This is a genomic window from Roseovarius atlanticus (genome assembly GCF_019802205.1).
In the GTDB taxonomy this organism is placed as follows: Bacteria; Pseudomonadota; Alphaproteobacteria; order Rhodobacterales; family Rhodobacteraceae; genus Roseovarius; species Roseovarius atlanticus_A.
In genome coordinates this window covers 2,080,342-2,096,777 of the sequence record NZ_JAHVHQ010000003.1, presented here as the reverse complement: position 1 = coordinate 2,096,777, position 16,436 = coordinate 2,080,342, and the positions used below count along the sequence as shown (strand labels likewise).

At 65.4% G+C, this 16,436-nt stretch carries 20 protein-coding genes; 4 read left to right on the top strand and 16 right to left on the bottom strand.

The genetic code is table 11. The features are described from left to right. Positions 1-6 precede the first annotated feature (6 nt). From KUV49_RS16330 to KUV49_RS16290, 9 genes are all read right to left on the bottom strand, one after another. Positions 7-798, bottom strand: coding sequence for an ABC transporter permease (locus KUV49_RS16330; protein WP_222450868.1), 792 nt, complete (start codon positions 796-798; stop codon positions 7-9). Then, a complete protein-coding gene (locus KUV49_RS16325; RefSeq protein ID WP_222450867.1) occupies positions 795-1,514 on the bottom strand; it encodes an ABC transporter ATP-binding protein in 720 nt (239 codons plus the stop codon). Before KUV49_RS16325 ends, KUV49_RS16330 begins: the two co-directional genes overlap by 4 nt. Then, positions 1,511-2,131, bottom strand: coding sequence for an ABC transporter ATP-binding protein (locus KUV49_RS16320; protein ID WP_222450866.1), 621 nt, complete (start codon positions 2,129-2,131; stop codon positions 1,511-1,513). Before KUV49_RS16320 ends, KUV49_RS16325 begins: the two co-directional genes overlap by 4 nt. Further along, positions 2,128-2,874: an ABC transporter permease gene (locus tag KUV49_RS16315; RefSeq protein WP_222450865.1), complete on the bottom strand. Its 747-nt coding sequence runs from the start codon at positions 2,872-2,874 to the stop codon at positions 2,128-2,130. Before KUV49_RS16315 ends, KUV49_RS16320 begins: the two co-directional genes overlap by 4 nt. Continuing rightward, positions 2,875-3,795: an ABC transporter substrate-binding protein gene (locus tag KUV49_RS16310; protein WP_261391263.1), complete on the bottom strand. Its 921-nt coding sequence runs from the start codon at positions 3,793-3,795 to the stop codon at positions 2,875-2,877. Positions 3,796-3,870: 75 nt separating this feature from the next. Beyond that, positions 3,871-4,122, bottom strand: a complete 252-nt coding sequence (locus KUV49_RS16305) for a PepSY domain-containing protein (RefSeq protein ID WP_222450863.1) — start codon at positions 4,120-4,122, stop codon at positions 3,871-3,873. Positions 4,123-4,136: 14 nt separating this feature from the next. Further along, positions 4,137-4,586 (bottom strand): hypothetical protein, encoded by a 450-nt coding sequence (locus KUV49_RS16300; RefSeq protein ID WP_222450862.1) that lies wholly within the window; start codon positions 4,584-4,586, stop codon positions 4,137-4,139. Between the two features lie 17 nt (positions 4,587-4,603). Continuing rightward, entirely contained in the window at positions 4,604-5,578 is a 975-nt protein-coding gene (locus tag KUV49_RS16295) for a YVTN family beta-propeller repeat protein (RefSeq protein WP_222450861.1), read from the bottom strand. 9 nt (positions 5,579-5,587) lie between these two features. After that, complete coding sequence (locus KUV49_RS16290) at positions 5,588-6,793, bottom strand: ABC transporter substrate-binding protein (protein WP_410000767.1); 1,206 nt, start codon at positions 6,791-6,793, stop codon at positions 5,588-5,590. A 133-nt stretch (positions 6,794-6,926) separates the two neighbouring features. Between KUV49_RS16290 and KUV49_RS16285 the strand changes: the two genes are divergently transcribed. From KUV49_RS16285 to KUV49_RS16270, 4 genes are read left to right on the top strand one after another with little or no spacing between them, the layout of a single operon-like run. Then, positions 6,927-7,421, top strand: coding sequence for a DUF3280 domain-containing protein (locus KUV49_RS16285; RefSeq protein WP_261391262.1), 495 nt, complete (start codon positions 6,927-6,929; stop codon positions 7,419-7,421). Further along, positions 7,418-7,960 (top strand): SRPBCC family protein, encoded by a 543-nt coding sequence (locus tag KUV49_RS16280; RefSeq protein ID WP_222450859.1) that lies wholly within the window; start codon positions 7,418-7,420, stop codon positions 7,958-7,960. Before KUV49_RS16285 ends, KUV49_RS16280 begins: the two co-directional genes overlap by 4 nt. Next, on the top strand, positions 7,944-8,876 hold the full coding sequence (locus KUV49_RS16275; RefSeq protein WP_222450858.1) for a YncE family protein: 933 nt from the start codon (positions 7,944-7,946) through the stop codon (positions 8,874-8,876). Before KUV49_RS16280 ends, KUV49_RS16275 begins: the two co-directional genes overlap by 17 nt. Next, positions 8,873-9,682 carry a quinoprotein dehydrogenase-associated SoxYZ-like carrier gene (locus tag KUV49_RS16270; RefSeq protein ID WP_222450857.1) on the top strand — a complete coding sequence of 270 codons (810 nt, stop codon included), beginning with the start codon at positions 8,873-8,875 and terminating at the stop codon, positions 9,680-9,682. The genes KUV49_RS16275 and KUV49_RS16270 overlap by 4 nt, the downstream gene beginning before the upstream one ends. A 52-nt stretch (positions 9,683-9,734) precedes the next feature. On the opposite strand, the gene KUV49_RS16265 is transcribed toward KUV49_RS16270, so the two are convergent. From KUV49_RS16265 to fghA, 7 genes are all read right to left on the bottom strand, one after another. Continuing rightward, a complete protein-coding gene (locus KUV49_RS16265; protein ID WP_222450856.1) occupies positions 9,735-11,123 on the bottom strand; it encodes a hypothetical protein in 1,389 nt (462 codons plus the stop codon). A 101-nt stretch (positions 11,124-11,224) separates the two neighbouring features. Further along, positions 11,225-11,770, bottom strand: coding sequence for a PQQ-dependent catabolism-associated CXXCW motif protein (locus tag KUV49_RS16260; RefSeq protein ID WP_222450855.1), 546 nt, complete (start codon positions 11,768-11,770; stop codon positions 11,225-11,227). Further along, the gene (locus KUV49_RS16255) at positions 11,767-12,636 is read right to left on the bottom strand and encodes a substrate-binding domain-containing protein (protein ID WP_222450854.1); all 870 of its coding nucleotides are present in this window, start codon (positions 12,634-12,636) and stop codon (positions 11,767-11,769) included. Before KUV49_RS16255 ends, KUV49_RS16260 begins: the two co-directional genes overlap by 4 nt. Then, positions 12,620-13,147: a c-type cytochrome, methanol metabolism-related gene (locus KUV49_RS16250; RefSeq protein WP_222450853.1), complete on the bottom strand. Its 528-nt coding sequence runs from the start codon at positions 13,145-13,147 to the stop codon at positions 12,620-12,622. Before KUV49_RS16250 ends, KUV49_RS16255 begins: the two co-directional genes overlap by 17 nt. A gap of 106 nt (positions 13,148-13,253) precedes the next feature. Beyond that, positions 13,254-15,053: a methanol/ethanol family PQQ-dependent dehydrogenase gene (locus tag KUV49_RS16245; protein WP_222450852.1), complete on the bottom strand. Its 1,800-nt coding sequence runs from the start codon at positions 15,051-15,053 to the stop codon at positions 13,254-13,256. 121 nt (positions 15,054-15,174) lie between these two features. Continuing rightward, on the bottom strand, positions 15,175-15,567 hold the full coding sequence (locus KUV49_RS16240; RefSeq protein WP_410000766.1) for a c-type cytochrome: 393 nt from the start codon (positions 15,565-15,567) through the stop codon (positions 15,175-15,177). Between the two features lie 37 nt (positions 15,568-15,604). After that, positions 15,605-16,432: an S-formylglutathione hydrolase gene (gene fghA, locus KUV49_RS16235; RefSeq protein ID WP_222451038.1), complete on the bottom strand. Its 828-nt coding sequence runs from the start codon at positions 16,430-16,432 to the stop codon at positions 15,605-15,607. Positions 16,433-16,436 lie beyond the last annotated feature (4 nt).

Sequence of the window (16,436 nt, the reverse complement as noted above, 5' to 3'; positions counted from 1 at the left end):
GCGCCTTCAGGTCTTGCGCTTCATCAGGCCGCGGGCGGGGTCGTAGCCCCAGATGGCCAGTGCGCAGAACACGAACGTGCTGCCCACGACCCAGGCGAGCGCGGTCCAGTTGACCTGCAGGTAGAGCGAGAAGCGGATCAGCTCGACCGCGTAGGTGAAGGGGTTGAGCGCGCAGATGTCGCGCAGGAGCGGTGAGCTTTCGGCCATCTTCCAGAGCGGATAGAGGGCCGAGGACATGAAGAACATCGGGAAGATGACGAAGTTCATCACGCCCGCGAAGTTTTCCAGCTGCTTGATGAAGCTCGACAGGACCAGCCCGAGGCCGCCGAGCATCAGCCCGCCGAGGATCAGGCTGGGCAGGACGGCGAGGTAGCCCCATGTGGGCATCGTGATGCCGAAGGCCGCCGCGATGGCGAGGAAGGTGTAGACCTGCAGCACCGAGATGATCGTGGCTCCGAAAAGGCGGCAGATCAGCAGCCACCAGCGCGGGAAGGGGCTGGTGAGCAGCAGGCGCATCGAGCCCATCTCGCGGTCGTAGACGAGGCTGAGCGAGGATTGCATGCCGTTGAACAGAAGCACCATCGCGCAGAGGCCCGGCACGATGTAGGTCTCGTAGGTGATGTAGGTCTGGTAGGGCGGGATGATCGACAGGCCGAGGGCGGCGCGGAAGCCGGCGGCGAAGATCAGCAGCCAGACGAGAGGGCGCACGAGCGCGGCGATGAACCGTTCGCGCTGATGCACGAAGCGCAGGAATTCGCGGGCGATGATGGCATTGGCGACGCGGAAGGTGCCGGTCATGCGACCTCCCCCGTGCGGCTGAGGAACCAGTCCGACAGGGTTTGATCGCCGCGGGCGGCGCCGGCGGTGCCGCGGTGGATGATCCGGCCCTTGTGCAGGACAACGAGGTCGTCGCCGTCGCGCACCTCGTCGGTCAGGTGGGTGGTCCAGAGAACGCAGAGGCCAGTCCTGGCGAGGTCGTGGACGTGGTCGGTGATGCCCTGCCGCGAGGCGGCGTCGAGGCCGACGGTGGGTTCGTCGAGCAGCAGGACATGCGGGTCGTGGATGAGGGACCGGGCGAGTTCGGTGCGGCGGCGGTGGCCGCCGTTGAGGTCGCGGGCCTTTTCCTCGGCGCGGTGGCGCATGTCGAGCTGGTCGAGGGCGGCGTCGATGCGGCCGGGGATCTCGGATTTCGGCAGGCCCTGGAGGGCGGCGAAATAGGCGAGGTTCTGGCGGACCGACAGATTGAGGTCGAGCGTGGATTGCTGGAAGACGACGCCGAGCTTGCCGAGGGCGCGGCGGGATTCGCGGCGCATGTCGTGGCCCGCCACGGTGATCTCGCCCTGGGGGGCCACCAGCAGGCGGGTCAGCAGGGCGATGAGCGTGGATTTGCCCGCGCCGTTGGGGCCGAGAAGCGCGCAGAAGGTGCCGGGGGCGACGTCGAACACCACGTCGTCCAGCGCCTGCTTGGCGCCGTAGTGAAAGCTGAGGTCATTGACGGTCAGGCCTGTGGTCACGTTGTCCGGTCCTTTGGTCCTTGGGCGAGTTGCGCGCCATCTGGCCCACCTTCCAGTGTCAGGGTCCGGTGTGCAAGCCGTGTCGCCTCGGCCATGTCGTGCGTGACGAAGAGCGTCGCGGGCTGGTGGCGGGCGATGAGCGCCTCGGTGAGGGTCAGCATCCGGTCGGCGGCGGCGGCGTCGAGCGACACGAAAGGTTCGTCCATGATCAGGAGGTCGGGCTGACCCGCGAAGGCGCGGGCGAGGGCGAGGCGGCGCTGCTGGCCGAGGGAGAGCTGGCCGGGGAAAAGGGTGTCCTTGCCGGTGAGGCCGACCTCGTCGAGCGCGGCGAGGGCACGCTCGCGGGGCAGGCCGGGGTGCAGGAGCGTGAGGTTGTCGAGGGCCGAGCGCCAGGGCAGCAGGGTGGGTTCCTGGAAGACCATGGCGATGGCGTCGGGCCGGTCGATCCGGCCGGTGAAATCGGTGTCGATGCCCGAGACCAGCCGCAGCAGGGTGGACTTGCCGATGCCCGAGGGGCCGACAAGGGCGACGGTCTCGCCCGCCGCGACCTCGAAGGCGATGGGGCCAAGCACGCGGTCGGCGCCGAAGCGTTTCTCGGTGATCGAGACGGTGATCATGCGCGGCGCCACCGGGTTGCGTGGCGTTCCCACGGTTGCAGCAAGGCCCATTCCACCAGCAGCATCACGGTGATGAAGGAAAAGGCGTAGACCAGCACCATGGCGACGTCGAAGAGCTGGAAATAAAGGTGGATCTGGAAGCCGACCCCGGAGGAGCGTCCGAGGAATTCGACCACGAGCACGATTTTCCAGATCACGGCCACGCCGCCCCGTGCGGCGGCGGCGATGAAGGGGCCGAGTTGCGGCAGGATGACGTGGCGCAGGCGCATCCAGCCCGACATGCGGTAAACGCGGGCCAGAGCGTCAAGCTGGGGGTCCAGCGCCCGGGCGCCTTCGCGGATGACGATGGCGACGTTGGGCACCTTGTTGAGCGTCACGGCGGCGATGGCGGCGGCCTCGGTCAGGCCGATCCAGAGGTAGCAGAGCACGATCAGCACCAGCGCGGGCAGGTTGAGGAAAATCACCAGCCACGGGTCGAGCCAGCGGTTGAGCGCGGGGGAGCGGCCCATGGCGAGGCCGATGATGCCACCCAGCGTCATGGCGAGGCAGAAGGCCCAGAGCACGCGCAGCAGGGTGGCGGACAGGTGGGTCCAGAGCGCGCCGCTGGCGATTTCCTGCGCGAAGAGGGGCGCGAGGGCCCAGGGGGTGGGCAGAACCTGAGGGTCGGCCTTGAGCGTCGAGGCCACGACCCAGAACGCGAGAAGCCCCGCGACGGAGAGGAGGGGCGTCAGCTTGGTCTGCATTCAGCGGACGTCGGCGAAAAGGCCGTCGGGAAGCGTGTCGGCCTGCCCCACGAGGTCCGCGCCGCCGAGATCGTGCATCAGGCTGAGCAGGGCCTGGGCGGAGTCGGTGTCGATGGGTTTGCGGGACGGGATGCCGGCGATCCAGTCGGTGCGGAGTTGCTCGAATTCGGCATCGCTGTCGGCATTCATCATCGGGCGCAGGTCATGCCAGATCTCGTCGGAGGACATGAGCAGGGTCTTGGCCTCGCGGCTGGCCTCGAAGAAGGACTGCGCGAGGTCGGGGTTTTCGGACAGGAAGTCTTCCTTGAAGTAATAGCCCAGGAGAGGCGTCTCGGGGTCGAGGCCCAGCTCGCGGGCGGCGGTGTCGACGGAAATGAGTTCGCGCATCCCGGCGGCCTTCATCTTGGCGAGGTAGTGCCAGTAGTTGATGGCCCCGGCGAGGCCGCCGTCAAGGGCGGTGCGGAAGATGAGGGGCGGGGCGCCGTAGACCTGTTCGGTTTCCGCCTTCAGGTCGATGTCATGGGCCTGTTGCGCGTAGGCGCGCAGGATGAGCCAGGATTTGTCGAGCGGGCCGCCGGCGATACCGATCTTTTGTCCGGCGAGGTCGGCGAGGGTTTGGGCGGTGGAGTCGGCGGGCACAACCACGCCGCCCACGGCAAGGGAATAGGGAATGAATGTATAAGGTTTGCCCGCCGCGCGCTGGCGGGCGACCCAGATCCAGTCGGCGACGGCCATGTCGGCCTCGCCGCCTTCGACCGCGATGCGGGTGGCACCGTTGTCGGCATAGGGCTGAATGTCGAGGGTAAAGCCGTGTTTTGCGTCGAGGCCCTGGTCGACGATGGTCCGAAGCTCCCAGTTGACCGTGCCGATCTGGAGGGTCGCGGCGCGGATCGTGGGGGTGCCTTCGGCGTAGGCCGCCATGCTGCATAGCAAGAAGGAGAGAGATGCTATGATACGCAACATGGCGGGCCTTCACTCCATGGGAGAACGGAGAATTTACTCGGCGCGGCGTTCGACCTCGTTCAGGTCGGCGTCGAGGACGATGTCGAACTGGTCGCCACCTTTGCAGATGACGTCATCAAGCTCGTAGCCGCCATCGTCTTCGGCTTCGATATCGGCGGGGTCCATCTGGCATTCGACGGAGGCGAGCCATGCCTCGATCTTTTCGACGGTTTCGGCGTCGACCGCGTCGTTATCTGCGAGGGCGGGCGAGGCGACGAGCGCCGCGATCAGGAAGATACGTTTCATTTATTGGGTCTCCGTTACTGGATGTTGAAAGTGACTTGTTGGGTTTCGCCGGTGGAGCCGGGGATGCGCAGGGTGTGGCTGCCCGGCTTGATGGCGATGAAGGAAATCGTGGCCACGCCGGCCTTGTCGAACTCGATGGAGTCGACGGCCATCGGGCGGATCTCGATCTTGTTGATGACGATCTCGTTCATCCAGATCGCGCGGAAGAAATCGCTGCCGGTGACGGCCAGTTCGGCCGAGCCGTCGGCGGTGATCTCAAGCGTGTAATAGGCGCCCGATTGCAGGTTCACCGAGCCTGTCTCGTGCAGGGGCTGGCCCGAGGCGAGCGTGACCGGGATCGTGTCGCCGCGGTTGCAGGCCGCCAGCAGGCCGGCAAAGCCGAGGTCGTCGCAAAGCGGTGCGGCGGCGGCGGGGCCGGTGAGGCAGGTGGCGGCGGTGGCCGCGGCCATCATCAGTTTCTTCATGTCTTGAATCTCCTTCATTATTCGATGGTCACCACGCCCCAGGGCTGATCCCCCACCTGGATGGAGCGCACGGCCTCTTCCTTGGCCACGTCGATGACGGTGATGTCGTTGGAATTGCCGTTTGTGGTGAGCAGGTATTTCTCGTCCGGCGTGAAATCGAGCTGCCAGACGCGCTGACCGACGAGGATGTAGTCGAGCACCTCGAGGCTTTGGGCATCGACCACGGCGACGCGGTTCGACGGGCCGAGCGCCACGAAGAGGCGCTTGCCGTCGGAGGTGACCTTGGCGCCGACGGGTTGCAGCCATTCGGGCTGCACGTTCGGGACCTCGAAGCTGATCTTCTCGACCAGGGTGGGCGTGCCGTCCTCGGCGATGTCCATGACGCTGACGGTGCCGCCGATCTCTGACGTGACGAAGAGGCGGGTGCCGTCGGCGGTGTACTGGGCATAGCGCGGGCGCTGGTCGACCAGCACGTTGTGCTTGATCTCGTAATCCTCGGTCGAGATGAAATGCGCCATGTTGGTGGTCTCGGAGGTGTTCACGACCCACTTGGCATCCGGGCTCATGCCCATGCCTTCGGGTTCCACGCCCACGGGGACCTCGGCCAGCACGGTGCGGCTGTCGGTGTCGGTGACGGTCACCAGGTTGTCATCCTCGTTGGCGATGTAGAGCCGCTTGCCCGAGGGTTCGATGATGAAAAGCTCGGGATCGGGGCCGGAGGGGAGCGAGGGCAGTTCCTCGTAGGTTTCCGAATCGAAAACGCGGACGAGGTTGTCGTCGGAGGCGCAGACATAGATCTTGGTGCCGTCGGGGCTGGCGGTGATGCCACGGGGGCGGTTGCCGGCGAAAAACTCGTCGATCACTTCCCAGGTTTCGGTGTCGACCACGGTGATGGTGTTGCCACGCTCGTTGGTCACGAAAGCCTTGCCGGCCAGCGCGGGCCCGGCGGCGAGCGCCAGGGCGGAGGTCAGAAGGAGTGCCTTGAGTTTCATGTGTTCCCCTTAGTTGCTGAAGGCCGTGCAGGCCGATTCCGGGCGGTCCAGGCCGAGCGTGTCCTGCACGGCGTTCTGGTGCAGGAACCCTTCCTGCGGGCTGACGCTGACCGTGACGCGGTTATCGTAGAGCATGACCTGCTGGCGCATCTGACCGTTCCAGTCGCGGAAGGTGACTTCCTGCCCCTTGAAGCCGGCCAGTTCGAACTGGTCGGAGAGCAGGTAGTCCTTCACGCCGTCGGGGTCGGCGGTCTCGGCGCGGGTCACGGCCTCGCCCACCGCGCGCAGGGCGATCCAGACGTTGTAGTCGGCGTCCTTGATGTAACGGCCCGCCAGGTCCTCGAACCGGGTTTGAAGCTGGGTCGCGCCGTAGGCTTCGTGGCCGCCATGCATCTGCACGGGGCGCAGGCCGGCCGAGCCCATCACCGGGCGCGGGTCCCACAGGTGGTAGGTAAGGTAGGCGGCAAAATAGTCGGTCTCGTCGGCGGTGATGACCACGTCATGCTCGGGCAGGTTTTGCATGAAGGTGGGCAACTGGCGCTGGACGAGCACGTGGCCGGAATCCGTGCGGCGGGCGCCGCCGGTGTCTTCGAACACGCGTTCCTCGACGATGTTGGCGCCGAACTTGGTGGCGGCGCGGCGATAGGCGTCGGCCAGCGCGATGTCGTCGGGGTTGGAGCCGGAGATGAGCACCCAGCGGGGCCATTTCTTCCAGATGGCGAATTGCGCGATGGCATCGGCCTGCTGGGCATAGCTGGTAGCGGTGTGCAGGAGATTGGCGCGGCACTCCTCGTTGCGCATGGCCATGTCGCCGGCGCGGGCGTTGAAGACCAGCGCGCCTTCCTCGGCGGCGCGGTCGGCAAGGCGCAGCACGTCCTCTTCCCGGGCGTGGATGACGATCAGGCGGATGCCGTCGGCGAGGATTTCATCGAGCGCGGCATCGGCGGCGTCGGGCGCGGCGGATTTCCGGACCGTCTCGTAGGTGTGGCCCATGAAACTGCCGGTGGAGTTGTTGTCCTGATCGGCCAGCGCGGCACCGGCGAAGCCCAGATCCTCGGGTGCCTCGTCGAAGCGCGAGATGGGGCGCTGGACCTGGTAATCGACGCGCAGGACGGCGGAGCGGACGTCGATCGCGGCGGCAAATCCTGCGGTGAAAATCAGCGTCGCGGCGCAGAGCAGCGCGGCCGCGAAGAGCGTCGCAAAACGGTTCAGCACTTTTTTCCTCCCTTACCGCGACGATGGTCTGCGCGGCCCGACCAATACCAATTGCCGTGTTTCGCAATCACTGTACGCACCCCAGAATGAAGGGCGACTCTTAACTTCTAAGAACGTCCGTATGCGTTTGATATTGTTCCTGTTCCTGGCTTTCGCCCCGGCTGCGTACGCGCAAGGGGCGGTGGCCTTTTTCGGGCTGCATCTGGAAGACAGTTCTGACCAGACGACGCAATCTTCCTCGCTGACGGCCGGGGGGCCGAATGATGCCGATCTGGCCCGTGCGGAGATGCTGGAAGGGATGCTGGCGGAGCGATTCGAGGCGGAGGGCTATACGCTGCTGGACGTCGCGCCGGTGGCGGAGGAGTTAAGCCGGGTGAGCAACCCGGCGAGCTGTTACGGCTGCGACATCCGCATGGCGGGGACGCTGGGCGCGGAGTTCATCCTTGTGGGCGAGATCAACATGGTGTCGCCGGTGCTGGTGTCCATCGCGGTGCAACTGAAGGATGCCGCCAGCGGCGAGATCGTGAAGGGCGGCAGCGTCAGCGTGCGCGGCAGCACCGACGAGATCTGGGCGCGGGGGATGCGACAAATCTTGAAAAACCGAATCTTCAGGGAGGAAGATACATGAGAAGACGAATGTTCATGGCGAGCCTGACGGCGCTGATGCTGCCGGGTATGGCGCTGGCGCACGGGCCGACGCGGCAGAAGGTGACGCTGACCACCGAGGTGGCGGCGGACCCGGCCGAGGTCTGGGAGGCGATCGGGAATTTCCAGGACATGTCCTGGCACCCGGCGGTGCATTCGACGGAAGGCGAGGGCGGCAACGAGATCGACGCCACGCGGGTTCTGACGCTGGGCGAGGAAGGGGGGCCGACCATCGACGAGATCCTCTACAAGTACGACGCCGAGAAGATGAGCTATTCCTACCGGATCACCGAGGTGGCGGTCGAGGTGCTGCCGGTGACGAACTACTCGTCCCACCTGACGGTGAAGCCGCGTGACGGGGGCGGGTCTATCGTGGAATGGCGGGGCGCGTTCTATCGCGGTTATCCGAACAACGATCCGCCGCCCGAACTGAACGACGAGGCGGCGATTGCGGCCGTGAGCGGCGTCTACCAGGCGGGGCTGGATGCCCTGACCGAGCGGTTCGGTGCGCCGGGTTCTTGAAGCGCTGGCGCTTTGCCTGGCCACGCCTGTGGCCGGGCAAACCGCTTATGTCACCTGTCAGCCTGCCGATGCGTTGAGCGTGATCGACGTGGCCCGAGGGGCCGAGGTCGATCGCTGGGACGTGGCGGGCAAGCCTGCCGGGGTCGCCGTTGGTGGCGATGCGGTCTATTCCGTCTCCCCGGATACCAAGACCGTGCGGCGGTTTTCGCCCACCGGCAGGCTCTTGAATGAAACGCAGCTGGATGGCGGGCCGACCGGCGTGGCGCTGGACGCCGCGCGCGGGCGGCTGTTCGTTTCGGACTGGTACAATGCGCGGCTTTGGGTGTTGGATGCCGAAAGCCTTGAGATCTTGCGGGAGCTGGAGGCCGGGGCGGAGCCGGCGGGGATCGCGCTGTCGGGCGATGGCCGGTTCCTGGCCAGTGCCGAGAAGGATGCCGACCGGGTGTCGGTGTGGGATGCCGAGACCCTGGAGGTGGTGCACAGGGTCGGCGTGGGCGTGCGGCCCTATGGGTTGGGGTTTGCGCCGGATGGGCGGCTGTTCGTGGGCAACGTGGGCAGCAATGACGTGAGCGTCGTGGATGCCGACGCCGGTGCGGTGGTGGGCACGGTGCCGGTGGGCGAGCGGCCCTATGGCGTCGCCTTCGCAGGCGGGCGGGCCTTCGTGACCAACCAGTATGCGAATTCCTTGAGCGTGATCGACCTTGAGACGCTCACGCCGGTGGATGAGGTGAGCGTCGGCGAGTATCCCGAGGGGATCGACGCCACGGCGGACGGGAGCCGCGTGGTCTTTGCCAACTGGTTCGAGAACACGGTGACCGTGATGGACGCCCGAACGCTGGACGTGATATATGACGTGGAGACATGCGACGGCCCGCGGGCCTTTGGCATATTCCTGTCGGGAGGAGACACGGAATGATCGCAACATCCATGCGCGCATTGAGTGCGCTGTGCCTGATGTCGGTGCCGGCATTGGCCGGCACATGGGAGGATTTGAGCGCCGAGATCTATGGCGAGCGGGCGCTGTTGGACGGCGCAAAGGTGATCGCTATCGACGCGCCGTACCGGACGGGCAACGATGCGCGCACGCAGCTGGCGGCGCATGTGGTGGCACCGGAAGGGGCCGAGATTGCCAGCGTGACGCTTGTGATCGACGAGAACCCGATGCCGGTCTCGGCGGTCTTTGACCTGGATACCCCGTTGCCGGCGTTCTTTTTCGACGTGACCATGCGGATCAACGGGCCGACGCCGATGCACGTGGTGGCCGAGACGACCGACGGCCGGCTGTTCGTCGCCGGGACCTTCGTCAAGACCTCGGGGCAGGGGGCCTGTGCGGCGCCGCCGGGGACCGATCCGAAGCTGGCGCTGGAAACGCTGGGGCGGATGGAGATCGAACTGGCCGGGCGGCTGACCGGCCTGGGGCAGAGTGCGGCGGACAAGCTGGCGAACCGGCTGAACCGGATGGATGTGGACATTTCGCACCCGTCGCATTCGGGGATGCAGATGGATCAGATTTCGCTGCTGTTCATCCCGATGCGTTATGTCGAGACGGTCGAGATCGACCTGGACGGTGCGGGATATGTCGAGATGACGGGGTCGATTTCGCTGTCGGAGAACCCGCAGGTGGCGCTGTCGGTGCCGAGCCGGGCGCAGGCGGTGGACGTGACCATGACGGATACCGATGGCACCGTCACCCACGCGCACAAGAAACTGACAGGATACTGAGACGGGGCTGCCCCCGGGCACGCGCTGCGCGCCCGGGGTCTGTCGTCGGATGTTACTCGCAGGCCGTGGCGAAGCGTGCGGTCTTGTTCTCGACGCTTTCGACGGTCAGCGTGCAGCCGTTCTCGAGCTCGACTTCCGAGCCGGAGTCGGCGGATTGCACGTTGAAGCCGTTGACGGCGAAGCGCACGGTGTCGTCGGCGATGGAGCTGACGAAGATGCGGATGTCGCCATCGTTCAGGACCGCGGTAGAGCCGACACCGAAGGTTTCGGTGTCTTCGCCCGATGCGGAGCCGCTGTCGCCGGAGCCTGAGCCGCCTTCGCTGAGCTGAGCTTCGAGCGCTGCGACCCGTTCCTCGAGCGCGGCGATCTTGTCGCTGCTGGACTGCGTGCCCTCGGAGCCTTCGCTGTCGCTCTCGGAGGCGGCGGCCTGCTCTTCGGAGCCTTCGCTGTCGCTCTGGGAGGACGCGGCCTGCTCCTCGGAGCCTTCGCTGTCGCTTTCGGACGCAGCTGCTTGGTCTTCGGATCCTTCGCTGTCGCTTTCGGACGCAGCTGCTTGGTCCTCGGAACCTTCGCTGTCGCTCTCGGACGCAGCTGCTTGTTCCTCGGAACCTTCGCTGTCGCTCTCGGATGCAGCTGCTTGTTCCTCGGAACCTTCGCTGTCGCTCTCGGATGCGGCGGCTTGGTCTTCGGAACCTTCGCTGTCGCTCTCGGAGGAGGCGGCTTGCTCTTCGGAGCCTTCGCTGCCGCTTTCGGAAGATGCGGCCTGCTCTTCGGAGCCTTCGCTGTCGCTCTCGGATGCGGCGGCTTGCTCTTCGGAACCTTCGCTGTCACTTTCGGCGGAGGCGGCTTGCTCTTCGGAGCCTTCGCTTTCGCTCTCGGAGGCGGCGGCTTGCTCTTCGGAGCCTTCGCTGCCGCTCTCGGAGGATGCGGCTTGGTCCTCGGAACCTTCGCTGTCGCTCTCGGAGGAGGCAGCCTGCTCTTCGGAACCTTCGCTGTCGCCCTCGGACGCGGCAGCCTGTTCTTCGGAACCTTCGCTGTCGCTCTCGGAGGAGGCGGCCTGTTCTTCGGAGCCTTCGGTGTCGCTTTCGGAGGAGGCTGCTTGTTCCTCGGAACCTTCGCTGTCGCTCTCGGAGGAGGCGGCCTGTTCCTCGGAACCTTCGCTGTCGCTCTCGGCGGAGGCGGCCTGCTCCTCGGAGCCTTCGCTGTCGCTCTCGGAGGAAGCGGCCTGCTCTTCGGATCCTTCGCTGTCGCTCTCGGACGCGGCGGCTTGTTCCTCGGAGCCTTCGCTGTCGCCTTCGGCGGCGGTTTCTTCCTCGGAGCTTTCGCTGCTGGCCTGGGCGGTCTGGTCACCCAACGGTTCGGGTTTCGGGCGCAGGGCTGCCACTGCCAGAAGCACGGCGACGGCCGCGATCAGGACCCCGTAAATCAACTTGTCATTCAATGTTTCCACTCCCAGGTCTAAGTGTTTTCGTTGCGTGAGTCGTTTCCGAACCATATGGGACGACCCGGCCAAACGGCAAATTCAAGGCGCCAATTCGCCTGTCAGGGGGCGGGGAAAGGCTTGATTTCTTTCAACGGAAAATCCTGAAACGCCCACCCGTCCGTACCATCGGGGAACCAGTAGACGTGCGAATGGTTCCATTCGATTGCGCGTTTCGCGGCGTTCCAGCTCATCCAGCAGTCGTCGAGGCAGAAGAAAACCACCGGGTGGTCGGGGTCGCCCCCGGTGGCGTGATCGAGCCCGGCGCGGAAGTAATCCGCGGTGACGTCGGCGATGGCGCCATATCCGACATTGGGAAGCCAGACCGCGCCGGGGATGCTGGGGCGGGGCTTGTCGCGCCAGATGGTGCCTTCGGGCAGGCCCTCGGGCCTGGGCGCCTGGGGCAGGACGTCGATGAAGGCGGCCTTGCCGGATTGCCAGAGGGCGTGGGCCTCTTCGGCGTCGATGACGGTGCCGCCCTCGAGCGTGGCGGGCACCGGCGCGCGGTAGTGGTCCATGCGGTAGTCGGAGGGTTCAGGGACGTCCTGTGCGTCGCCTGGCGTGGCGGCCCAGGCCGCGAGGGCGAGGGCCGCGACGAGGCGTTTCACTGGGCCAGGTCCAGCATCTCGTTGCCCATGTCGCTGACCAGCGGAACGCCGGCGTCGACCAGGAGCGCGTTGATCTCGTCCTGGTGACGGCGGATGAGCGAGTTGAGTTCGCGCTGCCAGACTTTCTCACCTTGCCGCACGCCCATGGTGATGCGGAAGAAGAGGCGCGGGGGCAGTTCCTCCTTGATGAGGGGAATGACCTTCATGCCGGGGTAGTCTGTCTTGACCAGCGGGCCGCCGAGAGGACCCCACAGGATCGCGGCGTCGATGTCGCCGGCCTTGAGGTCGTCGAGCATGTTGATGGCCGGGTTCTCGTGCCGGCGGTCGACCACGAGGTTGTAGGGCTTGGCCTTGCCGATCAGCCCGTGCCGCGCGAGATGCGCCGAGGGAGGCGTGCCGGCGATGATGCCGATGCGGGTGCCTTTCAGGGCCTCGTCGGTGAGGCGCTCGACCGAGGCGAGGGCGCTGTCCTGCGGCACGATCAGGGTGTAGACCGAGCTGAAATAGTGGTTGGTGTTCAGCACCAGTTCATGGCCCTGGGCATAGCCCATGACGATGTCGCAGCGCTTGACCTTGAGCGTGTTGCGGATGAAGCCCGTGGCCTGCGGGTACCAGGTGTACTGCACAGGCAGGTCCAGCTTGGATGCGATGAGGTCCGCCAGCTTGTTCTCGTATCCCGTGCCCTCCTTGGTGGACATCGGGTAGTTGGCCGGGTCGGCGCAGACGCGCAGCGCGTTGTGGGACACGAGATCCGAGGTTTGCGCGGTTGCGGCCCCCGAGATCAGCAGCGCGGAAAGGCAAAGCGCCGCCGACCCGGTGAGGCGGGCGGCGGCGCGTGTCGCGAGAGATTCAGCCCATGCAGGCATCTTCATCCTCTTGGATCGCGTCGGACTTGGCCTCTTTCGAGCCGGGGCGACCGCGTGGGACGGCGTCCATGCCGCGCGCCTTGAGATAGACGTAGATGTCGTCGAGATAGCACATCACGTTCGGGTTGTCGCCGAAGTGGGGCATGACGGAGTTGCCGTTGCCGCGGCCGTTCACGACCACGTCGTAGAAATCGTAATAGCCCATGTGGACGGCGGAATTCTTGACCTTGGGGGCGTAGGACGAGCCTTCGCCATCGGGGCCGTGGCAGACGTGGCATTCGGCGTGATAGCGGCGGAAGCCCGAGAAGGTCATCCAGTCGACGGTGCCGTCCTCGGCCACGTTGTAGGTGGGCACGTCTTCTTCGGTGTAGTAGCGCCCGCCTTCTTCGTAGGCGACGGTCTCGTCGTGGTTTGCAGGATCGACCGGCTGATCGCTCCAGTTCTGAGCCGAGGCGGTGATCGGCAGCGCGACCAGGGCCGAGGCGAGTGTCAAGCGGAGTCCGGTGCTCATGATAGGGGCATACCTTTCCTGTTTTGGGTACTGATTATGCGTCGTTCATTCTGGGCACGGGGCCGGCCTTCCATCAGGAGGACCGGCCCCGGCTGTTGCCTGACGCTTAGTCCGGCAGGGTGAACACGGTCAGCTGGCCACCCAGCGCGGTGTAGTCGCTGAGAGCGGCGTAGCCACCCACGGCGCCCAGACCGTCATTGGGGTTGGTCAGACCGGCCGCGAGACCGATCCCGGCCCAGCCACCGACACCCGACAGCACGGCGATATGTTGCTTGCCGTCGCGCTCGTAGGTCATCACGTTGCCGATGATGCCCGAGGGGGTGCGGAACTTGTAGAGCTCTTCACCCGTGGCGGTATCGACCGCCTTCAGGTAGCCTTCGAGCGTACCGTAGAAGGTGATGCCACCGGCGGTGGTCAGAGCACCGGACCAGACCGAGAACTGCTCGGGGTTGGACCACTTGATCTCGCCGTTGATGTTATCCCAGGCGATGAAGTTGCCCATGCCGCCATGGCTGTCCGGGGCAGGGTACATCGACAGGGTCGCGCCCACATAGGGCTGACCTGCGGTGTAGCTGACGCGGAACGGTTCGTAGTCCATGCAGACGTGGTTGGTCGGGACCAGGAACAGCTGGGTTTCCGGGTCATAGGCCGCGGGCTGCTGGTCCTTGGTGCCAAGCGCCGCCGGGCAGATGCCGGTGGAGTTGACGTCTTCGCCGTTCTGCTCGGTGGAGTATTGCGCCACCACTTCGGGACGACCGTAGGTGTCGGACTCGGGGTCCATGTCGACGCCCGTGGTCCAGTTCACGACCGGGTCGTACTTTTCGGCGACCAGAAGTTCGCCCGACACACGGTCCATCGTGTAGGCCAGACCGTTGCGGTCGAAGTGGGTCAGCAGCTTGCGCTCCTCGCCGTCAACTTCCTGCTCCGTGAGGATCATTTCGTTGACGCCGTCGTAGTCCCACTCGTCATGCGGGGTCATCTGGTAGAACCACTTGGCCTCGCCCGTGTCGATGTCGCGGGCCATGATGGTCATGGACCAGCGGTTGTCGCCGGGACGCTGCGAGGGGTTCCACGTCGACGGGTTGCCGGTGCCGTAGTACATCAGGTTCTCTTCGAGATCCGCCGAGTACCAGCCCCAGGTGGTGCCGCCGCCGATTTGCCACTGGTCGCCTTCCCAGGTGTTGGTGCCGGAGTTCTCGCCGACGGGCTCGCCCAGATGGGTCGTGTTCTCGGGATCCACGAGGATGTCCTCGTCGGGGCCCATCGAGTAGGCGCGCCAGGCCTGGGTGCCGTCCGACATGTTGTAGGCGGTCACGTGACCACGCACGCCGAACTCGCCGCCCGAGATGCCGACGATGATCTTGTCCTTGACCGGAAGAACGGTCGCGGTGTTGGTTTCACCGATGGACGGATCGCCGTTGACCACTTCCCATTCGACCGAACCGTCTTCGGCGTTGAGCGCCACGACCTTGGTGTCGGCCTGGTGCAGGAAGATCTTGCCGTCGGCATAGGCCACACCGCGGTTGACGGTGTCACAGCACATCACCGGAATGACGTCCGGGTCCTGCTTGGGCTCGTACTTCCACTTGATCTTGCCTTCGTCGGCCAGATCGAGCGCGTAGACGATGTTGGGGAAGGGCGTGTGGACATACATGGTGTCGCCCACGACGAGCGGCGAGCCTTCGTGACCGCGCAGAACGCCGGTCGAGAAGGTCCATGCGACCTGCAGGTCACCCACGTTTTCCTTGTTGATCGAATCCAGCTTGGAATGGCGCTGGTTCTTGTAGTCGCCCGTCTGGATCGCCCATTGGCTGGGGTCGTCCATCTGCGTGACAAGGTCGTCGTTGGCGACGGCCATGCCAGCGCAGAGCGCCAGACCCGAGGTTAAAAGCATAAGCTTCTTCATTGTAGTCCTCCCATGGAAGCAGCGGTGTGCCGCTGCATTGGAATGGTCGATGTATCGACCGTTAAAGCGGGGGTCCCAAGCTCTCTCCTTCCTGGAGCCCCCGCGTCTCGGACGTGCCGCGTTATTCGCCCGTGGAGGCGAGATACGCGATCACGTTCATTCTTTCTTCCTCCTTGCGCAGACCGGCAAAGGCCATCTTGGTGCCCTTGGCGTAGTCGCGCGGTTTCTCGAGGAAGGCCGCCAGTTCTTCGGGCGTCCACTCCTTGCCCTCGGCGCCCATCTCGGCCAGCACGTCGGAGTATTTGAAATCCTCGTTGGCCGCGACGGGGCTGCCCACGATGCCGGTCAGAACGGGGCCGACCTTGTTTTCGGCGCCTTCGCCGACGGCGTGGCAGGCCTGGCATTTGCGGAACACCTTTTCACCGGCTTCGGCGTCGCCTTCGACGTCTTGCGCGAAGCCCAGGGCGGGCGTGGTGGCCAGGAGGCCGGCGGCGAGGATGGTACGGATGGTCAAAGTGATGTCTCCCTAGTCAACAGTGTCAGTACACACATCATTGCAACAGGCGTTCGGCGTGCCAAGAAACATGATCGGCGGCGAAGGTCTGCACAAAGAAATAAGAGTGGTCATAGCCCGGCTGGATCCGGATCTGGCCGGGCTGGCGGCGTTTGGCCATGGTGTCGGCCAGCGCCTCGGGTTTCAGCAGGTCGAGGAACTGGTCGCTCGACCCCTGGTCGATCAGCACGTCGCCCTTCCAGCCGTGTTCTTCCAGCAGAAGGGTGGAATCGTGCTGCGCCCAGGTGCTTTCGTCGTCGCCCAGATAGGCGCTGAGCTGCTTGCGGCCCCAATCCGAGCGGGTCGGGTTGGCGATGGGCGCGAAGGCCGACAGCGACTCGAACTTGTCGGGGTTGCGCATGGCGATGGTCATGGCGCCGTGCCCGCCCATGGAATGGCCGGTGATGCCGTGACGGTCCTGCACCGGCTGGGTTTCCGAGATGATCGCGTAGAGCTCGTTCACGATGTAGTCGTACATGCGGTAATGCTGCCGCCACGGGTCGCAGGTGGCGTTGACGTAAAAGCCCGCCCCCTGGCCCAGGTCATAGGCCTCGTCATCGGCCACGTTCTCGCCCCGGGGCGAGGTGTCGGGGAACACCAGCGCGATGCCTTCGCGCGCCGCGTGTTCCTGGAATCCGCCCTTGGTCATGGCGTTTTCGTGGTTGCAGGTCAGGCCCGACAGGTACCAAAGCACCGGAACCGGGCCATCCTTGGCCTGCGGAGGCTGGTAGACGGCGTAGGTCATCTCGCAGGCACAGGTGTTGGAACTGTGCTTGTAGACGACCTGTTCGCCGCCGAAGCTCCTGTTCTGAGAGACGACCTCGATGGAC

What these genes read in the sequence shown, in the direction of transcription:
- KUV49_RS16280 (WP_222450859.1), top strand. Translation starts at nt 7,418, where the DNA reads ATGAGAAGACGAATGTTCATGGCGAGCCTGACGGCGCTGATGCTGCCG.
- KUV49_RS16250 (WP_222450853.1), bottom strand. Translation starts at nt 13,147, where the DNA reads ATGAGCACCGGACTCCGCTTGACACTCGCCTCGGCCCTGGTCGCGCTG.
- KUV49_RS16310 (WP_261391263.1), bottom strand. Translation starts at nt 3,795, where the DNA reads ATGGCGGCCTACGCCGAAGGCACCCCCACGATCCGCGCCGCGACCCTC.
- KUV49_RS16245 (WP_222450852.1), bottom strand. Translation starts at nt 15,053, where the DNA reads ATGAAGAAGCTTATGCTTTTAACCTCGGGTCTGGCGCTCTGCGCTGGC.
- KUV49_RS16255 (WP_222450854.1), bottom strand. Translation starts at nt 12,636, where the DNA reads ATGCCTGCATGGGCTGAATCTCTCGCGACACGCGCCGCCGCCCGCCTC.
- KUV49_RS16295 (WP_222450861.1), bottom strand. Translation starts at nt 5,578, where the DNA reads ATGAAACTCAAGGCACTCCTTCTGACCTCCGCCCTGGCGCTCGCCGCC.
- KUV49_RS16330 (WP_222450868.1), bottom strand. Translation starts at nt 798, where the DNA reads ATGACCGGCACCTTCCGCGTCGCCAATGCCATCATCGCCCGCGAATTC.
- KUV49_RS16300 (WP_222450862.1), bottom strand. Translation starts at nt 4,586, where the DNA reads ATGAAGAAACTGATGATGGCCGCGGCCACCGCCGCCACCTGCCTCACC.
- KUV49_RS16305 (WP_222450863.1), bottom strand. Translation starts at nt 4,122, where the DNA reads ATGAAACGTATCTTCCTGATCGCGGCGCTCGTCGCCTCGCCCGCCCTC.
- KUV49_RS16270 (WP_222450857.1), top strand. Translation starts at nt 8,873, where the DNA reads ATGATCGCAACATCCATGCGCGCATTGAGTGCGCTGTGCCTGATGTCG.
- KUV49_RS16315 (WP_222450865.1), bottom strand. Translation starts at nt 2,874, where the DNA reads ATGCAGACCAAGCTGACGCCCCTCCTCTCCGTCGCGGGGCTTCTCGCG.
- KUV49_RS16320 (WP_222450866.1), bottom strand. Translation starts at nt 2,131, where the DNA reads ATGATCACCGTCTCGATCACCGAGAAACGCTTCGGCGCCGACCGCGTG.